At 64.0% G+C, this 19,585-nt stretch carries 20 protein-coding genes; 16 read left to right on the top strand and 4 right to left on the bottom strand.

Annotated features, from left to right (window positions below; translation table 11 throughout):
• Nucleotides 1-42: 42 nt before the first annotated feature.
• Nucleotides 43-1,239, bottom strand: coding sequence for a Fic family protein (locus tag ACLFLU_RS34900; protein WP_426409219.1), 1,197 nt, complete (start codon nucleotides 1,237-1,239; stop codon nucleotides 43-45).
• A gap of 330 nt (nucleotides 1,240-1,569) precedes the next feature.
• On the opposite strand from ACLFLU_RS34900, the gene ACLFLU_RS34895 reads away from it, so the two are divergent.
• Nucleotides 1,570-2,031, top strand: coding sequence for a YbgC/FadM family acyl-CoA thioesterase (locus tag ACLFLU_RS34895; RefSeq protein ID WP_426414133.1), 462 nt, complete (start codon nucleotides 1,570-1,572; stop codon nucleotides 2,029-2,031).
• Between the two features lie 78 nt (nucleotides 2,032-2,109).
• On the top strand, nucleotides 2,110-2,577 hold the full coding sequence (locus tag ACLFLU_RS34890; protein WP_426409218.1) for a DUF1348 family protein: 468 nt from the start codon (nucleotides 2,110-2,112) through the stop codon (nucleotides 2,575-2,577).
• 204 nt (nucleotides 2,578-2,781) lie between these two features.
• Here ACLFLU_RS34890 and ACLFLU_RS34885 read toward each other — a convergent pair whose 3' ends face one another.
• Together ACLFLU_RS34885 and ACLFLU_RS34880 are read right to left on the bottom strand one after the other, a co-directional pair.
• The gene (locus ACLFLU_RS34885) at nucleotides 2,782-3,495 is read right to left on the bottom strand and encodes a type 1 glutamine amidotransferase (protein WP_426409217.1); all 714 of its coding nucleotides are present in this window, start codon (nucleotides 3,493-3,495) and stop codon (nucleotides 2,782-2,784) included.
• Nucleotides 3,496-3,523: 28 nt separating this feature from the next.
• Complete coding sequence (locus tag ACLFLU_RS34880) at nucleotides 3,524-4,450, bottom strand: LysR family transcriptional regulator (RefSeq protein ID WP_426409216.1); 927 nt, start codon at nucleotides 4,448-4,450, stop codon at nucleotides 3,524-3,526.
• Nucleotides 4,451-4,634: 184 nt separating this feature from the next.
• On the opposite strand from ACLFLU_RS34880, the gene ACLFLU_RS34875 reads away from it, so the two are divergent.
• The 9 genes from ACLFLU_RS34875 to ACLFLU_RS34835 all read left to right on the top strand — a co-directional run bounded on the left by ACLFLU_RS34875 (nucleotide 4,635) and on the right by ACLFLU_RS34835 (nucleotide 13,477).
• Nucleotides 4,635-5,558, top strand: coding sequence for an N-carbamoyl-D-amino-acid hydrolase (locus ACLFLU_RS34875; RefSeq protein ID WP_426414132.1), 924 nt, complete (start codon nucleotides 4,635-4,637; stop codon nucleotides 5,556-5,558).
• A 92-nt stretch (nucleotides 5,559-5,650) separates the two neighbouring features.
• Complete coding sequence (locus ACLFLU_RS34870; protein WP_426409215.1) at nucleotides 5,651-6,478, top strand: ABC transporter substrate-binding protein; 828 nt, start codon at nucleotides 5,651-5,653, stop codon at nucleotides 6,476-6,478.
• A complete protein-coding gene (locus ACLFLU_RS34865) occupies nucleotides 6,475-7,332 on the top strand; it encodes an amino acid ABC transporter permease (RefSeq protein ID WP_426409214.1) in 858 nt (285 codons plus the stop codon). The genes ACLFLU_RS34870 and ACLFLU_RS34865 overlap by 4 nt, the downstream gene beginning before the upstream one ends.
• Entirely contained in the window at nucleotides 7,329-8,093 is a 765-nt protein-coding gene (locus ACLFLU_RS34860; RefSeq protein ID WP_426409213.1) for an amino acid ABC transporter ATP-binding protein, read from the top strand. The genes ACLFLU_RS34865 and ACLFLU_RS34860 overlap by 4 nt, the downstream gene beginning before the upstream one ends.
• A gap of 27 nt (nucleotides 8,094-8,120) precedes the next feature.
• Nucleotides 8,121-8,951 (top strand): ABC transporter substrate-binding protein, encoded by an 831-nt coding sequence (locus ACLFLU_RS34855; RefSeq protein WP_426409212.1) that lies wholly within the window; start codon nucleotides 8,121-8,123, stop codon nucleotides 8,949-8,951.
• Nucleotides 8,938-9,822, top strand: coding sequence for a polysaccharide deacetylase family protein (locus ACLFLU_RS34850; protein ID WP_426409211.1), 885 nt, complete (start codon nucleotides 8,938-8,940; stop codon nucleotides 9,820-9,822). The genes ACLFLU_RS34855 and ACLFLU_RS34850 overlap by 14 nt, the downstream gene beginning before the upstream one ends.
• A 21-nt stretch (nucleotides 9,823-9,843) precedes the next feature.
• Entirely contained in the window at nucleotides 9,844-10,500 is a 657-nt protein-coding gene (locus ACLFLU_RS34845) for an aspartate/glutamate racemase family protein (protein WP_426409210.1), read from the top strand.
• Between the two features lie 23 nt (nucleotides 10,501-10,523).
• Nucleotides 10,524-12,107 carry an ABC transporter substrate-binding protein gene (locus tag ACLFLU_RS34840; protein WP_426409209.1) on the top strand — a complete coding sequence of 528 codons (1,584 nt, stop codon included), beginning with the start codon at nucleotides 10,524-10,526 and terminating at the stop codon, nucleotides 12,105-12,107.
• Nucleotides 12,104-13,477: an amidohydrolase family protein gene (locus ACLFLU_RS34835; protein WP_426409208.1), complete on the top strand. Its 1,374-nt coding sequence runs from the start codon at nucleotides 12,104-12,106 to the stop codon at nucleotides 13,475-13,477. Before ACLFLU_RS34840 ends, ACLFLU_RS34835 begins: the two co-directional genes overlap by 4 nt.
• Here the strand turns inward: ACLFLU_RS34835 and ACLFLU_RS34830 are convergent.
• Nucleotides 13,474-14,373, bottom strand: a complete 900-nt coding sequence (locus ACLFLU_RS34830; protein ID WP_426409207.1) for a LysR substrate-binding domain-containing protein — start codon at nucleotides 14,371-14,373, stop codon at nucleotides 13,474-13,476. The genes ACLFLU_RS34835 and ACLFLU_RS34830 overlap by 4 nt on opposite strands.
• A 275-nt stretch (nucleotides 14,374-14,648) precedes the next feature.
• Between ACLFLU_RS34830 and ACLFLU_RS34825 the strand changes: the two genes are divergently transcribed.
• The 5 genes from ACLFLU_RS34825 to ACLFLU_RS34805 are packed head-to-tail and all read left to right on the top strand — an operon-like array spanning nucleotide 14,649 to nucleotide 19,574.
• Nucleotides 14,649-15,686: an ABC transporter substrate-binding protein gene (locus tag ACLFLU_RS34825; protein WP_426409206.1), complete on the top strand. Its 1,038-nt coding sequence runs from the start codon at nucleotides 14,649-14,651 to the stop codon at nucleotides 15,684-15,686.
• Between the two features lie 27 nt (nucleotides 15,687-15,713).
• Entirely contained in the window at nucleotides 15,714-16,754 is a 1,041-nt protein-coding gene (locus tag ACLFLU_RS34820; RefSeq protein ID WP_426409205.1) for an ABC transporter ATP-binding protein, read from the top strand.
• The gene (locus ACLFLU_RS34815) at nucleotides 16,751-17,626 is read left to right on the top strand and encodes an ABC transporter permease (RefSeq protein ID WP_426409204.1); all 876 of its coding nucleotides are present in this window, start codon (nucleotides 16,751-16,753) and stop codon (nucleotides 17,624-17,626) included. Before ACLFLU_RS34820 ends, ACLFLU_RS34815 begins: the two co-directional genes overlap by 4 nt.
• A complete protein-coding gene (locus ACLFLU_RS34810) occupies nucleotides 17,623-18,429 on the top strand; it encodes an ABC transporter permease (protein WP_426409203.1) in 807 nt (268 codons plus the stop codon). The genes ACLFLU_RS34815 and ACLFLU_RS34810 overlap by 4 nt, the downstream gene beginning before the upstream one ends.
• Before the next feature lie 8 nt (nucleotides 18,430-18,437).
• Nucleotides 18,438-19,574, top strand: a complete 1,137-nt coding sequence (locus ACLFLU_RS34805) for an NAD(P)/FAD-dependent oxidoreductase (protein ID WP_426409202.1) — start codon at nucleotides 18,438-18,440, stop codon at nucleotides 19,572-19,574.
• Nucleotides 19,575-19,585 lie beyond the last annotated feature (11 nt).

Below are 19,585 nucleotides of genomic sequence, written 5' to 3'. Positions count from 1 at the left end.
TCCGGCATGAACGACCATCAGATCATCATGGACTGATAATCGTCATGAAGGTGGGCTGGGAAGAATCGGGTCTTCGCCGAACGGGCGGTTGATAATCGACAGCGCATCAGGCGCAGTGAATACGCGGTTGCGGGCATAGCCGGTCCGCTCCACGAGAATCTTGCGCTCGACAAGTTGCTCCACTGCTTGGGAAGCTGCCTGCACAGTGATGTCGAGAAGTTTAGCCAGGCGCTTCACGGTTAGAACTGGATAATGCGGTAAGACATCGAGCGCGCGAAGGCTGGCAGAGCCCTGCCGGAATTTCCGACGCTCGTGCCACATTGCGCCGAGCGTGGCCAAGGCCTCTCGCGTCCGGAGCAGTTCGTCGGTCGTGCCGACTACTGCGTCTGCCATGAACCCCACTGCTTCGTGCCATTCCAGGCGTTGCTGTGCCGCCTTGAGGGAGTCGTAATAGGCAGTCTTGTGGGCCTCGATGTAGGGAGAGAGATAAATCGGCATCATTCCCTCCGCCGCCATCATCAGCGGCAGCAGCAGACGTCCAACCCGGCCGTTGCCGTCGCGGAATGGATGGACTGCCTCGAAATGCGCGTGCGCCACTGACATGCGCACGATGAAGCTCTGGTACATCGCCTGCATCCCCTCGCAGCGCATGTATGTCATGGTGTCTTCGAGGCAGGCCACGATATCGGCGGGAGGCGTTGGATTATAGGTCGAATACGCGATGTCGCCTCTGCCGCCGATCCACACCACCCGCTCTCGGAAATCGCCGGGCTTGTCCTTATAATCAGCATCGCCACGCATAACGGCACGATGCAAATCCTGAACCAGAGCCGTCGTGAACAGTTTCAGCTTTTCTTTGCGCGCGCGGGGTAGAAAATCATCGAGCGCGAGTGCGTAGTCGCGTACTTGCGCAGCGGCTTCGCCTTGCGGGAAATCTTCGCTTTCCTCAACTGACAGCAGTTCGTCGAGTGTGCTATTCGTCCCTTCGATCGACGAACTGCTCACAGCCTCGCGCCGAGGCAATATACGGCTGATAAGGTAGGGGTCCTTGAGTTCCGCCGCGAGTGTCTCAATCCTGACAAGGGCCGCGTCCGCCGCCTTTAGCCGTGCGAGGATCGGCCCCACCGCAATCCCTTCCTCGGGCGGTGGCAGTGGAACGACCCCGTAATGGGAGTCGAACGGCGGGGGGAGCCTTTTCAGTCGCTCCCGGATGGCATGGCTGAGATGGTCGCGGTTCACGGAAAACCTTGGGTACGGAGGCTCTATATATATCCATATTCAAGGTTATTTCTAAAAACTTCAATAAAGAGGCGGGATTCGGCTCTGATTGCAAGGAAATTCGACGACTTTCGCCTTTCTGGCCTTGGGAAACGCACTTGAAGCGCTGCCTCGTCGGATAGCCATGGTCACCTTTGGGCTGCAGCCTACCCAATTGTGGCGGAATCCCCTTACAACCGTGTCCTATGGAACTTACCTTTGCGGATGGCGCCACCCGTCCGGACTATGAGTGTCGAAGAACTCAAACCTGTTGGAGATGAGGCGCTATCATCAGCGGCTTAGATTTAGAGTCTGCTAGCTATCGCGTCTTACGGCTTAGCCGTCCAGCGACCCAATGAAAGCAACCCGTTAGGCTTCTGTTGCGACATCGTCAAATCAGTGTTCTCGGGCATCGTCTATCACGCCAATTACCTGCGCTACATGGAACGCGGTCGCACCAATCATCTGCGGCTGATGGGCGCAGAGCAGCAGGCGCTGTTCGATCAGCCCGAGACCGAGGGCGCCGGCTTTGCCTTCGTCGTGCGCTCAATGCATCTGGATTTTTACAAGCCCGCGCGGATGGACGACGTGCTCGACGTCGTGACCTGGCCGGTTGCGGTCAAGGGCGCCTCCATCATGCTGGCGCAGGAGGTCCGGCGCGGTGAGGATGTGCTGGTCAAGGCCGAGGTGCGCGTCGCCTTCATCAGCGGCGGCCGGGCGCAGCCGATCCCGAAATCGATCCGCGCGCTGATGAAGGCCGATTTGAGTTCCTGATCGCCCGATAGGGGACGGCCTATCGACTCCGGCGCGTGCAGCGATAGATTGCGGCCCTTATCAACCGATGAGGTCATCATGTCGCGCCCGCCGCTGCCGCCCTTTACCCGAGAGACCGCCGCGCAGAAGGCGCGCATGGCCGAGGACGCCTGGAATTCGCGCGATCCGGTGCGCGTCTCGCTCGCCTATACCGAGGACAGCCGCTGGCGTAATCGCGCGGAAGTGTTCCAGGGCCGCGAGGCGATCGTCGCATTCCTCACCCGCAAATGGGAGAAGGAGCAGGAGTACCGCCTGATCAAGGACCTCTGGGCCTTCGACGAAAGCCGCATCGCGGTGCGCTTCCAGTACGAATGGCACGATGCGAGTGGCCAGTGGTATCGCTCCTACGGCAATGAGCAGTGGGAGTTCGACGAGCATGGCCTGATGCGGCGGCGCGAGGCTTCGATCAACGACATCGCGATTGCCGAGAAGGATCGGCGGTTTCACTGGGCAGCGCCCGGGCCGCGGCCGGCGGATGTGCCGGGGCTTGGAACGGATCCGTTCTGAAATTTCCCACAAGCGACGCTGTTGTCCCTCTCCCCTTGTGGGAGAGGGTGGCTCGCCGCGTAGCGGCGAGACGGGTGAGGGGTCTCTCTCCGCGCGTGGCTCTCTTCCGTCTGAATTCGCGGAGGCAACCCCTCATCCGGCGCTTCGCGCCACCTTCTCCCACAAGTGGAGAAGGGAAGAGGTGCTCGCGGCTAGCGTCGCGAACTAAAGGGCCGCGCGCCTCGCCAAGAAACGCGTAATCGCTCCACCCAGCTTCGCGTTGTCCAGCGGCTGCGTCAGCGAATCCCTCGCCGTTGCCACGACATCATCCGGCGCCTTGCCGTCGCGCAGCTCGCAGCACACTTGCGCGAACGCCACGTCGAACTCGGGGTGCGGCTGCACGGTCAGCGTCGCGCCGTTGGCGTAGAGCAGGCCGGCGTGCGGCGTGAATTCCGACGAGAGGATCGTGAGCGCATCGTTCGGCGGCTCGATGACCTGGTCCTGATGTGAGGCGGCAATCGCAACCGCTTCACCCTCGACGACGCCGTTCTCCGGCAGCACCTGATAGACGTGCCGGCCGATGCCCCAGCCCTTGTCCGACTTACGCACGGTGCCGCCGAGCGCCTGTGCGATCAGCTGATGGCCGAAGCAGATGCCCACCATCGGCGTCTTGTTGGCGTACGCGGTACGCACGAAATCTTCCAGCGGCGCGATCCAGTCGAGCCCGTCATAGACGCCGGCAGCAGCACCGGTGATCAGCACGGCCTCGAGCTTGCTCGGATCGGGCAGCGCATCGCCATTCGGGATGCTGACGACATCAACACTAGCCGTGGGATCCTCGGCGCGGACCATGCGCTCGAACATGTCCGGAAACGAGCCGTGCTGCTCGCGATATTTTGGTGGAACCTGTCCGGTCTCGATGATGGTGATGCGTGCCATGTGCCCCTCAGGTCAAAGATTGCGAAGCTCAGTCGCTTCCTGCCCCATGTTGCTGGTGTGGCGCTGTGCGCCCCAACAGCGCACTCTCCTTGCGGATCTCGCCGAGAAACGCCCTGGCCAGACGCGACAGCGGCTCTGCCTCCGACCATAGCATGTAGGCGACCGCGCTGGTCGTCGGCGTGAACGGCCGGACGACGAGGCCGTGGCCGCCGTTCTGGCGCGGCGAGAAGGGATCGACCACGGCGGCGCCGACGCCGGCGGCCGCAAGCACGCAGGCCGTATTGCAATAACGCACCTCGACGGTCGGCTGGAACGGCGCACCGGCGCGGGCAAAGCTGTCGCGCACGGCCTCTCCAAGCCGGGTGCCGCGCTCGAGCCCGATGAAGGGCAGGCCGGACAGATCCGCGGCCGAGATCACCGGCCTGTCGGCGAGCGGATGCTGCGGCGGCAGCACGCAGACCATTTCGCCGGTGTGCACCACCTCATGCGCGATGCCGGGATGATGCGTCAGCCCGAGCGCGAAGCCGAGCTCGGCGACGCGGCTGAGCACGCCCTCGATGATGCCCTCATAGCGCCTTACGTCGAAGAACACGCGTGTCTCCGGACGGCGGCGCAGGAAGCCTGATAGCGCGGTGGGAATGATGCTGTAGGCGAGCGGCGGCGTCGCCACGATCGCGAGATGTCCTGAGCGGTTCTCGCGCAGATCGCGGACGCGGTTCTCGAGCTTGGCGTGCAGCGCGAAGATCGCGTCGCTCTCCTTGTAGAGTGCCATCGCCTCCGCGGTCGGAAACAACCGGTTGTTGACGCGCTCGAACAGCGCAAAGCCCGCCTGCGCCTCCATCGTCTTCAACGCGTTGCTGACCGCGGGCTGCGACAGCGCCAGCTCGTCGGCCGCCGCCACCGTGGTGCGATGGCGGATGACGGCACGCAGGATCTCGAGCTGGCGCAGGTTCATATCACTGCCAATTATACTCCGGGCCAAAACATCATAGCACGATGAATTGCTTTTGCAGCCCTCGTTGCGCCTAATGGTCGCGGATTTGCATGCTGGATCAAGGGGTTCATTCGCCCACTGAGGCAGCATTGCGCACAGATTGGAGGCAATCTTGGTTCGTGTCCTTCGCGCCGCCGCCGCCCAGATGGGGCCGACGCAAAAAGCCGATACGCGTGAGCATACGCTCTCGCGGATGCTGGCCATGCTGGAGGAAGCGGCGAGCCGCGGCGCCAGCCTCGTGGTGTTTCCCGAGCTCGCCTTCACCACCTTCTTTCCGCGTTGGCTGCTCGAAGGCGATGCGCTCGACAAGTATTTCGAGCACGGCATGCCGAACCCCGCCGTGGCAAAGCTGTTCGATCGTGCGCGGGCGCTGCGCGTCGGCTTCTATGTCGGCTACGCCGAGCAGACCGCCGAAGGCCGCCGCTACAATTGCGCCATCCTGGTCGATCGCGACGGCGAGATTCTCGGCCGTTATCGCAAAGTGCATCTGCCGGGCTCGGTGGAGCCGCGCGAGAGCGCGCGCTATCAGCAGCTCGAGAAGCGCTACTTCGAATATGGCGATCTCGGCTTTCCCGCGTTCCGCGCCGGCTCGGCCTGGGCACATGCGATCATGGGCATGATGATCTGCAACGATCGCCGCTGGCCGGAATCCTGGCGCGTGCTCGGCCTGCAGGGCGTGGAGCTGGTCTGCATCGGCTACAATTCGGCGGCCTATGATCCCAATGGCGGCGCTACCGAAGACGCGTCCTTGCGCACATTCCACTCGACATTGGTGACGCAGGCCAACGCTTACATGAATGCGACCTGGGCGATCTCGGTCGCCAAGGCCGGCGACGAGGACGGCTCGGGCCTGATCGGCGGCTCCTGCATCGTCGATCCCAACGGCCGCATCGTTGCGCAGGCCGCGACACTGACCGACGAGGTGATCGTCGCCGATATCGATCTCGACCTCTGTCGCCAGGGCAAGGACAAGATGTTCAATTTCGCCGCCCACCGGCGGCCCGAGCAATACAGGGTGATCACAGAGCGCGCCGGTGTCATCGAGCCGGCCGTGTTCGACGCGGACTGAGGATTTGGCACGCCGTTGGCATTTGGCACGCCGTTGGCAAAGGACTGCGCTGGTAACGATTGGCACAGCAAAAGGCTGACAAAGGAGCTGACATGACACGCCTCTCGCATCTTTTCGCTCTTGCAGCGTTGGCAGTCGTGACGTCTGCGCAAGCGGCGGAGCTTCCGGCGGAGATCAAGCAGGCGGGCGCGCTAAAGCTCACGGTCAACTCGACCTACGCGCCGATGGAATATCGCGATCCCGCCAGCAATGAGCTGGTGGGACTCGACATCGATCTTGCGAACGAGCTCGCCAAGCGGCTCGGCGGCCTCAAGATCGTCTGGAGCGAGACGCCGTTCGCCGAGCTGATCCCCTCGCTCCAGACCAAGCGCGCCGATTTCATCATCTCCGGCATCTCCGATCGCGCCTCGCGGCGCGAGAGTGCCGATTTCGTCGATTACCTCACGACCGGCCCGCAGTTCTTCGTGATGGCCGAGAGCGACGCGAAGGCCGCCACCGATCTCTGCGGCAAGAAGGTCGGCACCACCCGCAGCACCAGCTTCCCCGTCGAAATCGAGAAGTGGAGCAAGCAGAATTGCGAGGCGGGCGGCAAGCCGGCGATTCAATATGTGCCGGGCGAGAACTCGATCGATGTCCGCAACCAGCTCAAGCAGGGCCGCATCGACGCCGCGGTGCAAGGCAGCGAGACGCTGCCTTATGCGCAGACGCAGGAGCCGGGCAAATACCGCGTCGTCGGCGAGTCCTTTGCGAAGGGCTATCAGGGAATCATGTTCCGCAAGGATGATGCCGCACTCCGTGAAATCGTGACGGAGAAGCTCATGGCGATGATCGCCGATGGTTCCTACAAGGCCGTCCTCGACAAATGGGGCCTGGGCGCGAATGCCGTGACCCAGCCCATGCTGAACGCGGCGCCGCAATGAGGCCGGCGCCGGCACTCGCGGAAGGTTTTCCCGATCTGTCGGGAATGCGGATTGCGCGCGAGCCGCACTGGTTTCGCTGGCTCAGCGCAGCACTGATCGTCCTGGTGCTGGCGGCGATCGGGCGAGCGTTTGCCAATGGCCAGATCGAATGGTCCTATGTCAGCCGCTTCATCACCGCAAAGGTGATCCTCGAAGGCATCACCAACACCATGGTGATGGCGGTGCTGGCGATGGCGCTCGGCATCTTTCTCGGCGTGGTCGTCGCGGTCATGCGGCTGTCGCCCAATCCGGTGCTGAAGACGGTTGCGGCCGGCTATACCTGGCTGTTCCGCGGCACGCCGCTGATCCTGCAATTGCTGCTCTGGTTCAACCTCGCGCTGGTGTTTCCGACCATCGGGATTCCCGGTCTGTGGAGTGCGCGCGCCGTCGACGTGATGACGCCGTTCCTGGCGGCGCTGCTCGGGCTCGGTATCAACCAGGGCGCCTACACGTCCGAGGTCATGCGCGCCGGCATGCTGTCGGTGGATATCGGACAATATGAGGCGGCGCAGGCGATCGGCATGGGGCGGCTGCGCGCGTTGCGCCGGATCATTTTGCCGCAGGCGATGCGCGTCGTGATCCCGCCGCTCGGCAACGAGTTCATCGGCATGGTGAAGGCGACGTCGCTTGCGAGCGTGATTCAATATCCCGAAGTGCTGCACAACGCCGAAAACATCTACTACGCCAATTCCCGCGTGATCGAGCTCCTGATCGTTGCCGGGCTCTGGTATCTGCTCGTCGTCTCGATCCTGACGCCGCTCCAGATGTTGCTCGAGCGCCGTTTTGCACGCGGCACATTGCGATTTGCGCGATGACAAAGCCCCTCGTCGCGATCCGCTCCGTCAGTAAGAGCTTTGGAGAGTTCCAGGCTCTCAAAAACGTCTCGCTCGACGTCTGGCCCGGCGAGGTGATGTGCCTGATCGGCGCCTCCGGCTCGGGCAAGACCACGCTGCTCCGTTGCATTAACCAGCTCGCCGTCATCGATAGCGGCGGTATCTGGCTCGACGGTGAGCTGCTCGGCGTGCGCGAGCAAAATGGACGGCTGCATCGCCTCAGTGAACGCGAGATCGGGCAGCAGCGTCTGAAGACTGGTATGGTGTTCCAGCGCTTCAACCTGTTTCCGCACAAGACGGCGTTGGAGAACATCATCGAGGGCCCGCTCCAGGTGCAGGGCCGCAAAGCCGACGAGGTGCGCGCCGAGGCGCTCGAATTGCTCCGGCGCGTCGGCCTGTCGACGAAGGCGAATTCCTATCCCGCCCAGCTCTCCGGTGGTCAGCAGCAGCGTGTCGCGATTGCACGCGCGCTCGCCATGAAACCGATGCTGATGTTGTTCGACGAGCCGACCAGTGCGCTCGATCCCGAACTCGTTGGCGAGGTGCTCGCGGTGATGAAGGAGCTGGCGAAGAGCGGCATGACCATGATGGTGGTGACGCACGAGCTCGGCTTCGCGCGCGAGGTCGCCGACCGCGTCGTCTATATGGACCAGGGTGCAATCGTCGAGCAGGGCCGCGCCTCGGACGTTCTAGGCGCGCCGCGCGAGGAGCGCACCAAGGCATTTCTTTCGGCGGTGATCTGAGTACTAATGAAAATTGGGGGCGTGTTGATGAAGAGAGTCTTGGTTGTGGCGGCGTTTTTGGGGGCCGTGGCTGTGTCGGCTCTAAATGTTCAGGCTTGGGCGATCGAGCTGCCGCCTGACATCGCCAAGCGCGGCAGCATCAAGGTCGCGCTGGTGCCGAACTATCCACCGATGGAGTTCCGCGATCCCGCCAACAACGCGCTGTCGGGCTTCGACGTCGATCTCGGCGAGGCGCTCGGGCGCAAGCTCGGCGTCAAGATCGAATGGACCGAAACCAGCTTTGCCGAGTTCATGCCGTCGATTTCGACGGGCCGGGTCGATGCCATCCTGTCCGGCTTCACGGACTATGCGAGCCGGCACGACATTGCCTCCTTCGTCGATTATTTGCGCAGCGGTCCAAAATTCTTCGTGCAGCAATCCCGTGCGTCCGAGTTCAAGGACATGACTGCGCTGTGCGGCAAGAAAGTCGGCGCCAGCCGCCGGACCATGTTTCCGGCCGAGATCGACAAGTGGAGCCAGAAGAATTGCGGCAGCAATCCGATCCAGTTCGTCGGCACGGACGGCTCGGCGGATGCGCGCACGCAGCTCAGGCAGGGCCGTATCGACGCCGCCGTGCAGGGCAACGAGACGCTGCCCTATCTGATGGATCTCGAGCCCGGCATCTACGCGCCGGTCGGCGATCCCTTCGCAACGCAGTTCACCGGCATCGCGCTGCCGGTCAAGGAAAAGACGCTTCAACAGGCGATGCTTGAGGCTGTCGACGCGCTGATCGCCGACGGCACCTACAAGACCCTGCTTGCGAAGTGGAAGCTGACGGACAACGCACTCGAAAAGGCGACCATCAATGCTGGACAGTAAGGCACTCCAGAGCATTCCGCTCACCCCAGCCAACACCGCAGATCCTGCGCCGGAATACCCCTGGCCCAAGCCATACAAGTCGGCGATGTTCCTGTCCTTCGACGTCGACGCGGAGAGCGCGTGGACCAGCAAGGACGCGGTGCATGCCCAGCGGCTCATCACCATGAGCTATGGCGGCTATGAAGCCCGTGTCGGGACGCCAAAATTGCTCGGGCTGCTGGACCAGCTCGATCTCAAGGCGACGTTCTTCGTCACGGGCTGGTCGGTCGATGCGCATCCGGCGATGGCGGAGTCGATCCTCAAGGCCGGCCACGAGATCGGCCATCACGGCTATCACCATCTGCTGCCCGATCCCGGCGATCCCTGGATCGAGGACGAGCTGGAGCGCGGTTTCGAGGCGTTGAAGCGCCGGCTCGGCGTCAAGCCGACCGGCTATCGGGCTCCTTACGGCGAATTCACCGAGGAGCTGCGTGTCGCGCTCGTGCGCCACGGCATCGTTTACACGTCCTCGTTCCGCGATGACGTGCGGCCCTATCGCCATCGTCTCGCCGACGGCAAGCCGGGCACGATCGAGCTGCCGGTGACGGCGAGCTATGACGACTGGATGCACGGCCTCTCGGCGCGCTTCAGCCCGCGTTCGATCTTCCCGAAGGAGCATGTGCTCTCGATCTGGAAAGACGAGCTCGACGAGACCAGGGACTGGGGCGCGATGGTGACGACGGTGCTGCATCCGCAATGCAGCGGCCGTCCGATGCGGCTGCGCCTGCTGCGCGAGTTTCTGACCTACGCAAAGTCGTGCCCGGACGTCTGGATCACCACCGGCGAGAAGATCGCTGAAAACTTCCTGCGCCACGAGGCCGCCAACCGTTGAGCCATGCCAGTGAGCCTTGCCATGACCCGTCGCCGCATTCTCGTCATCAACCCCAACTCTTCGGCGTCGGTGACGGCGGCGATCGATGATGCGGTGGCGCCGCTGCGCGTCGCCGGCGGGCCCGAGATCGAGGTGGTCGGCCTCGCCGAGGGGCCGCCCGGCATCAGCTCGCAGCGCGATGCCGACAGTGTCGTCATGCCGCTGGTGAATCGCGTGTCGAATGACAATGCCGATGCCTTCGTGCTCGCTTGCTTCAGCGATCCCGGCCTGCATGCGGTGCGCGAGGCGGCCGGCGGCCGGCCGGTGCTGGGCATCGCCGAATGCGGCATCTTTCGCGCGCTGATGCTGGGCGAACGTTTCGGCATCATCGCGCTGTCGCCGTCGAGCATCCGCCGCCAGCAGCGCATGGCGCGGGTCATGGGCGTCGACAGCCGCTATGCCGGAAGCTGGTCGGTCGGCGCAAGCGCGGCGGAGACGGCAGGCGCCGATATCCGCGGACGCTTGATCGAAGCCGGCCGCGCGCTGGTCACGCAATGTCGCGCCGACGTCGTCGTGATGGGCTGCGCCGGCATGGCCTCGCACCGCGCGGCGATTGCGGATGCGATCGGTGTGCCTGTGGTCGAGCCAGCACAGCAGGCGGTCGCGGTTGCGATCGGCGCCGTCTTGTTGAACATGTAAGATACCCTTAGGAGTCTCTTGTAATGCCTATCTCCCGCCGCTCGCTCCTCAAGGCTGCCGCAACAGTGCCGGCGCTTTCACTGCCGGGCATCGTCCGCGCCGAATCCCAGAGCACGCTGCGCTTCATTCCCGTCATCGACCTCGCCTTCGTCGATCCCATCTACTCGACCGCGCAGGTGTCGCGAAACCATGGCTTCATGGTCTACGACACGCTCTACGGCATGAGCTCCTCGCTGCAGGTCTCGCCGCAGATGCTGTCGGGCCACGCGATCTCCGGCGACCAGCTCCAGTGGGACCTCACGCTTCGCGATGGCCTGTTCTGGCATGACGGCGAGCGCGTGCTCGCCCGCGACTGCGTCGCGAGCATCCGCCGCTGGGCTGCGCGCGACGGTTTTGGCGGCGAACTGATGGAGGCGACCGCTGAACTCTCGGCTGCGGACGACCGAACCATCCGCTTCCGTCTCAAGCGTCCGTTCCCGTTGTTGCCGCAGGCGCTCGGCAAGGCCGCGATCAATCCCTGCTTCATGATGCCGGAGCGGCTTGCGAGCCAGGATCCGTTCAAGCCACTGACCGAAGTCATCGGCAGCGGTCCGTTCCGCTATCTCGCTGACGAACGCGTGCAGGGCGCCCGCAACGCCTACGCCAAATTCGATCGCTACCAGCCCCGCACCGACGGCAAACCGGATTGGACCGCGGGGCCGAAGATCGTGCATTACGATCGCGTGGTCTGGACCACGACGCCCGACGCCGGCACCGGCGTCGCCGCGCTCCAGACCGGCGAGCAGGACTGGCAGGAAACCACGCCGCACGATCTTCTGCCCATCATCAAGGCGGCCGGCGACATCGAGACACGCATCCTTGATCCACGCGGTTACGCGTGCATGCTGCGCCTCAATCATCTACAGCCGCCGTTCGACAATCCTGCCGTCCGCCGCGCCTTGCTCGGCGCCATCGACCAGTCCGCCTTCATGACGGCGGTCGCCGGCACCGATCCGGCGTTTCAGGTGTCGCCGATCGGCTTCTTCGCACCGGGCACGCCAATGGCGAGCGATATCGGCCTCGATGTGTTCCGAGGTCCGCGCAACTACGACAAGGTCAAGGCCGACCTGAAAGCCGCCGGCTACAATGGCGAGAAGATCGTGGTGCTGGTCCCCACCAATTCGCTGGCGCAGAAGCCGCTCGGCGAGATTGCGGTCGATAGCCTGCGCAAGGCCGGCATGAATGTCGAGTATGCCGGGCTCGATTTCGCCGTCGTGTTGCAGCGCCAGTTGAAGAAAGAACCTATCGGGCAGGGCGGCTGGAGTGCGGCGGTCGGCAACTGGCAGGGGATCGACTGGCTCAATCCGGCCGGCAACACCAACATCCGCGGCGAAGGCAAGGTCGCCGGCTGGTATGCGAGCGAGAAGATGGGGCCATTGCGCAGCCAGTGGCTCGCGGCGTCCGAGCTTGCCGAGCAGCAGCGCATCTGCCGCGAGATCCAGGCGGTGGCGTTCGAGGAAATCCCCTATATTCCGATCGGCCTGTACAAGCAGCCGACCGCCTATCGCAAAGCCATCACCGGCATTCTCGACGGCACCGCCGTCTTCTGGAACGTACGCCCCGCATGAGCACCACAGCAATCTTCGGCAGCTATGTGCTGTCACGCAAAGACGGCGCGCAGGATGTGCTGCGCGATCACTGGGTTCTGGTCGAAGGCAAGACAATCGCCGCGATCACGCGCGACAAGCCGAGCGCGGATCAGGTCTACGATCGTCCCGGCCGCTTCGTGCTGCCGGGCCTGCTGAACCTGCACAATCACTGCTTCTCCGAAGCGGTGGCGCGCAGCCACAGCGAGGACGGCAACGGCCGCAAGAACAACCAGAGCATCGTCTATACGGTGCTGCTGCCATTGACCAAGCGCGGCGCCGATATCTTGTCGGCCGAAGAGCGCATGGCTGTGGCGCGGCTCGGCATCCTCCAGCTCCTCAAGGGCGGCGCCACCACGGTGATGGAGCCGTTCCGTAACTCGATCCCGGAAATGTTCGACGCGGCGGAGGAGATGGGCATCCGCTTCTACGGCGCGCCCTATCTGTTCTCGACCTCCGACGCCAAGGCTGGCCCGGACGGTGTGGTGCAATATTCCGGCGATGACGGCACCGCCGACATGGCGACCTGGGATGCGCTCTATCAGCGCTGGAATAATCGCGGCGACGGCCGCATCAGCCTGGCCATGAGCCCGCACGCCACCGACACATGTGGTCCCGATCTATTGAAAGCCTGCGCCGCGCGGGCGCGCGAGCTTGGCGTGCCGATCACGACGCACATGGCGCAGAGCCGCGCCGAGGTCGAGACCATCGGCAAGCGCTATGGCGGTCGCACGCCGGCGCAATATCTGGATTGGCTCGGGCTATTGGCGCCCGACCTGATGGCGGCGCACTGCATGTTCAGCAGCGACGACGATCTCAAGCTGATGGCCGCGCGCGGCATGACCGTGCTGAATTGCCCGCGGGTGTTCGCGCGCGCCGGCGTCACGGCGGCGTTCAGCCGGTTTGCCGAGCACGGCGTGCGCACGGTGGTCGGCACCGACGGCTACAACATGGACCTGCTCGGCGAGCTCAATGCGGCGTCGCTGATCTCCAAGGTCACCTCTGCGCGCGCCGACGTTGCGAACTCGCCGGAGCTGATCGAGGCGAACACGGCTGTTGCCGCCGACGTCATCAAGCGGCCGGACCTCGGCCGGATCGAGCCGGGCGCCACCGCCGATCTCACCGTCGTCGATCTCACCCATCCGCATCTTCAACCGCTGTTCGATCCGCGCCGCGCGCTGATCGCGCTCGCCAACCGCGCCAATATCGATCAGGTCATGGTCGACGGCCGCGTGCTGGTCGATGAGGGACGCTATCTCGGCGCCGACGAGGCGGCGATCACAGCGGCAGGCACCGCCGCGATCGGCAAGATCTGGGACCTGCCGGAAGCGCAAGCCGCGTTCAACGGCTAGCTCTCGAACTCGACGAGCGACTTGCGCATGGTCTCGACCAGATCGAGCGCCACCGGCGAAGGGCTGCGTTGGGCGGGAAACACCGCGGAGAACTCGAAGTCGATGCGCGGCAGGAAGCGGCGCACGACGACGCCGCGGGTCGAAAATTCCTGTGCGGTGAATGGATCGCAGATCGCGACGCCAAGTCCCGACGACACCATGCCGCACATGATCTCGGACAGCGCCGTCTCCACCCGCAGCACGCGGCGGACATCGTGACGATGGAAGATCTGGTCGACGAGGTGCCGGCTCGACGATCCCGCCGACAGCGAGATGAAGGTCTCGCCCTCGAAATCGTGCGGTTCCAGAACCTCCTTTTCCGCGAGGCGATGACCTGTCGGCAGCACTGCCACGCGCGCGGGCGCCGGCAGCTTCTGGCTCGGCAGGCCGGAATGCGCGATCGGCACCTCGGCAAAGCCGACGTCGCACTGATTGTTCAGCACCCAATCGACCACGATCGGCGAGATCACGCCGAAGAAGGCAAGGTTGAGGTTTGGCCGCTCCTTCAGGAAGTGACCTGTCAGCCGCGGCAAATAGCCGTTCGACAGCGCCGGCAATGCTGCGATCCGCAGCGAGCCAGTGCGGCGACCGCGGATTTCCTCGGCTGCAGCGGTGATGCGTTCGAGGCCGACAAAGGAACGCTCGACCTCGGTATAGAGCGCCATCGCCGCTGCGGTTGGCACGAGGCCAGTGCCGCGCCGTTCGAACAGCTCCATTTTCAGCAACGCCTGAAGGTCGCGCAGCAACCGGCTCACCGCCGGCTGCGTCACGGTCATCAGCGCCGCCGCCTCGGTGACGCTGCCGGTCAGCATCGTCGCGCGGAAAGCCTCCACCTGCCGCGAATTGATCCGCACCATCTCGTTTTCCATTCATAACATTTTGGCATGCAAAGGGTGCCATTATTCATTGGACGATGGAAGCCAGGGTTTGCGATCTTTTTCATCAGAGCTGGAGACAGCCCGCTTTTTCGGCAGATTGGAGGGGTTCAAACCTCCGAATCGCGCCAAAACCTGCCGAGCAGGGGCCGGAGCCCTGGTCGGAGAGGGATTGCGCGGAAGGGAATGCGGAAGGCGCTTCAGTCAGCGAGACTCGTCGGCACGTCACCTCATTCCGGTATTGGAGATCGGACCACATGAAGACTTTTCGCCTTCTGACCGCGGTCAGCATCGCAGCGCTCATCGCCATCCCGACGGCCGTCTCGGCCCAGCAAAAGACGCTCTATGTCGCCGGCTATGGCGGCTCGTTCGAGAAGACGATCCGCGACGAGGTGATCCCGGCCTTCGAGAAGGAGAACGGCGTCAAGGTCGAATACGTTGCCGGCAACTCCACCGACACGCTGGCAAAGCTCCAGGCGCAGAAGGGCAATCAGCAGATCGACGTCGCCATCGTCGACGACGGCCCGATGTATCAGGCGATCCAGCTCGGCTTCTGCGGCAAGCTCGATGGCCTGCCGGCCGCCGATCTCTACGACACCGCCCGCTTCAAGGACGATCGCGCCGTCGCGATCGGCATCGTCGCCACCGGTCTGATGTACAACACCAAGGTGTTTGCCGAGAAAGGCTGGGCGCCGCCGACCTCGTGGAATGACCTGAAGGACACGAAATACGCCAAGCAACTGGTCATTCCGCCGATCAACAACACCTATGGCCTCGAAGCGCTGGTGATGCTGTCGAAGATGAATGGCGGCGGCGAGTCCAACGTCGATTCCGGCTTCAAGATCTTCAAGGAGCAGATCAATCCGAACGTGCTCGCCTATGAGCCATCGCCGGGCAAGATGACCGAGCTGTTCCAGTCCGGCCAGGCCGTGATCGCGGTGTGGGGCACCGGCCGCGTGCAGAGCTTCGCCAACACCGGCTTCCCCGTCGATTTCGTCTATCCCAAGGAAGGCGCAGCCACACTGCTGACGACGGCCTGTCCGATCGCCAAGCCCAACGCCTCGCCGCTCGCCTCAAACTTCGTCAAGATGCTGCTTGATCCCAAAATCCAGCTTGTGATGCTGAAGGACTACGGCTACGGCCCGGTGCTGAAATCGCTGGTGGTGCCGCCGGAGCTCGGCAAGATGGCCCCGATCGGCGAGCGCGCGGCAAAGCTCTACAATCCGGACTGGACGGTCATCAACGACAAGCGCGAGGAGTGGACCAAGCGCTGGAATCGCGAGGTCGAGCGCTGACCTGATCGTCCGCAGCGGAGACAGCTCATGGCCTATCTCGAGCTCGATCGGGTGGCAAAACAGTTCGGCGCGCAGACTGTAGTCGACGACTTCAGTCTGTCGGTGGGCAAGGGGGAATTCATCTCCTTCCTTGGCCCCTCCGGCTGCGGCAAGACCACGACGCTGCAGATGATCGCGGGCTTCCTGGATCCGACACGCGGTGCGATCCGCCTGGAGGGCAAGGATCTGACCGCGATCCATCCGGCCAAGCGCGGCCTCGGTATCGTGTTCCAGAGTTATGCGCTGTTTCCGCACATGACCGCGGCGGAGAACGTGGCTTTCGGCCTCGAGATGCGCAACGTGTCGCGCAATGAGCGAGCCGAGCGCGTCCGCGCCGCGCTCGCAATGGTCGGCCTTGCCGGCTACGAGGATCGTCATCCGCGCCGCATGTCCGGCGGCCAGCAGCAGCGCGTGGCGTTGGCGCGCGCGCTGGTGATCAAGCCGAGCGTGCTGCTGCTCGACGAGCCGCTGTCCAACCTCGACGCCAAGCTGCGCGAAGAAATGCAGATCGAGCTGCGCCAGATCCAGCGCACCATCGGCACCACCACGATCCTCGTCACCCACGACCAGAACGAGGCGATGTCACTGTCCGACCGCATCGTGGTGATGAGCCAGGGCAAGATCGAGCAGATCGGCACGCCGCAGGAGACGTATGAGAAGCCGGCCTCGGCCTTCGTCTCGCAGTTTCTGGGCAAGACCAACGATTTTGCCGGGACGATCGATCGAACCGCGACCCCGGCGCGGTTGGTTACTGGCTCCTGGAGCGCACCGGCGCCGGCCGGGCTTAGCGGCCCTGTCACCGTCAGCATTCGCCCCGAGCGGATCGGCTTTGGCGATGCGGGTCTCGGCGCAAAGATCGTCACGCGCATCTTCCAGGGCAATCACTGGCTGTTCCAGTGCGACAGCGAATGTGGCCCGGCAATCGTGATCCGCCAGAATGACGGCGAGCGGCAGCCAGCCGAAGGCGAGGCCGTTCGCCTCACCTGGCGGCCCGAGGACATGAGCGTGCGTGCGAGGACCGTCGCATGAGCGCGGCCGCCGAGGAACGCAACGTGCGTGCACCATGGGCGCTGACGGCGCCCGCCTTGATGCTGTTCGTCGGCGTGCTGCTGATTCCGCTGGCGATGACCGTGATGCTGTCGTTCCACGATTGGGGCCAGTACAAGGGCATCGAGCCGGTCTTCATCCTCAAGAACTGGCAGGAGATCGCGACCGATCCCTACTACGCCGAGATGTTCTGGCGAACGTTTCGCATCGCGATCCTGACCACGCTGCTCACCGCCGCGCTCGGTGCACCCGAGGCTTACATCCTCAACCGTATGGATGGCCGCTGGAAGAGCTTCTTCCTGCTGGTCATTCTCGGGCCACTGCTGATCTCCGTGGTGGCGCGCACACTCGGCTGGGCGCTGCTGTTCGGCGGCAATAATGGCCTCGTCAACAAGCTGCTGATGTCGGCAGGCGTAATCCGCTCTCCCATCCCCTTCATGTTCACCGAAACCGGTATGGTCGTCGCGCTCGCGCATGTGATGATGCCGTTCATGGTGCTCTCGGTGTGGGCCGCGCTGCAGCGGCTCGATCCGCAGATCGAGAATGCGGCGATGTCGCTCGGCGCCGGCCCGATCACCATCATCCGCCGCATCATCATGCCGCAGATCATGCCGGGCGTGCTGTCGGGCGCGATCATTGTGTTTTCGCTCTCGGCCAGCGCCTTTGCGACGCCTGCGATCATCGGCGGCCGACGGCTCAAGGTTGCCGCGACGCTGGCCTACGACGAGTTCCTCAACACGCTGAACTGGCCGCTCGGCGCGGCCGTCGCCACGCTGCTGCTGGTCGCGCTGGTGCTCATCGTCGTCGGCAGCAACGCGTTGATCGAACGTCGCTACGCGGAGGTGTTCCGATGAGACGGAACGGCCCGCTCGCGCTGATCTTCCACACCATCTTCGTCATCGTCATGGTGGCGCCGATCCTGGTGGTCTGCCTCGTCGCTTTCACGCCCGAAGGCTTTCTGTCGCTGCCGACCAACGGCTTTTCGCTGCGCTGGTTCAGGGCGATCGGCAATTATCCTGAGTTCATCCATGCCTTCTGGGTCAGCCTCGGCCTCGGAGCGCTGTCGTCCTTCGTGGCGCTGCTGTTTGCGGTGCCGGCGGCGCTCGCGCTCGCGCGTTATCGCTTCCGCGGGCGTGATGCGCTGGCAGCTCTCTTCCTGTCGCCGCTGATGATTCCGCATGTGGTGCTCGGCATCGCCTTCCTGCGGTTCTTCACCTCGGCCGGGTTCGGCGGCAGTTTTGCCGCACTGATCATCGCGCATGTCATCATCGTGTTTCCGTTCGCGCTGCGGCTGACGCTCGCGGCGGCGACCGGCATGGACCGCACGGTCGAGATGGCTGCGGTCTCGCTCGGCGCCGGCGGCTGGACGCTGTTTCGCCGCGTGACGCTGCCGCTGATCCTGCCCGGCGTCATCAGCGGCTGGGCGCTCGCCTTCATCCAGTCCTTCGACGATCTGACCATGACCGTCTTTCTCGCGGCACCCGGCACCGAGACGTTGCCGGTGCGCATGTTCCTTTATATCCAGGACAATATCGATCCGCTGGTGACGTCGGTCTCGGCCTGCGTGATCGCGATCACCATGACCGCCCTCATTCTGCTCGATCGCTTCTACGGGCTCGACCGTGTGCTCGCCGGCAAGGGCGATACGGGACGATAGGAGAACCCATGTCCAGGGAATACGACGTCGCCGTGGTCGGCGGCGGACTGCTCGGCTCCGCCATTGCCTGGGGCCTCGGCCGGCTCGGCAAGAGCGTTGCCGTGCTCGACGAAGGCGACATCACCAAGCGCGCGTCACGCGCGAATTTTGCGCTGGTCTGGGTCCAGAGCAAGGGGCTCGGCATGCCGGCCTATACGGTCTGGACCGTGCAGGCGTCTCAGGCGTGGGGCCGGCTCGCGTCCGAACTGAAACAGCAGACCGGGCTCGACGTTGCGCTCCAGCAGAACGGCGGCTTTCATCTCACGCTCGGCGAGGGCGAGTTCGGCCAGCGCACCGAGCTGGTCAAGCGCATGCACAACCAGACGGGTGCGGCCGACTACAAGATGGAGATGCTGTCTGCCTCCGAAGTGAAGAAGTCGCTTCCACTGATCGGGCCGGAGGTGTCCGGCGGCAGCTATTGTCCGCTCGATGGCCACGTCAATTCGCTGCGCACGTTTCGCGCCTTCCACACCGGCTTCAGGGAATTCGGCATCGACTATTTCCCGGAGCAGCCGGTCTCGGCGATCAGCAAGAGTGGCGGCGAATTCCGCCTGACCACGCCGAAGGGCGAACTGCGCGCCGCCAAGATCGTGCTCGCCGCCGGCAATGCCAACCAGACGCTCGCGCCGATGGTCGGCCTCTATGCGCCGATGGGCCCGACCCGCGGCCAGATCGTGGTGACCGAGCGCACCATGCCGTTCCTGCCGCATCCGCTGACCACGATCCGCCAGACCGACGAGGGCACGGTGATGATCGGCGACAGCAAGGAAGACGAGCTCGATGATCGCGCGCTGAAGCATTCGATCAGCGCGGTGATGACGGATCGCGCGCAGCGGATGTTTCCGCATCTCGCGCGGCTCAACGTGGTCAGGAGCTGGGCCGGCATCCGCGTCATGCCGCAGGACGGTTTTCCGATCTACGACCAGTCGGTGACGCATCCCGGCGCCTTTGTCGCCTGCTGCCATTCCGGCGTGACGCTCGCTTCCAACCACGCTTTCGAGATCGCGCGCATGGTCGCACAAGGCGCGCTCGAGCCGGATCTGGTCGGCGCGTTCTCGGCGAGCCGCTTTGGCGGTTCGGGCGCAGCGAACAACAGCGGTTACTAGAGATACTGAAG

The sequence above is a fragment of the Bradyrhizobium ganzhouense genome, assembly GCF_049949285.1.
GTDB lineage: Bacteria > Pseudomonadota > Alphaproteobacteria > Rhizobiales > Xanthobacteraceae > Bradyrhizobium > Bradyrhizobium ganzhouense.
Note: the sequence above shows the minus strand (reverse complement) of the source record. Positions and strands in the feature narration are given on the sequence as shown.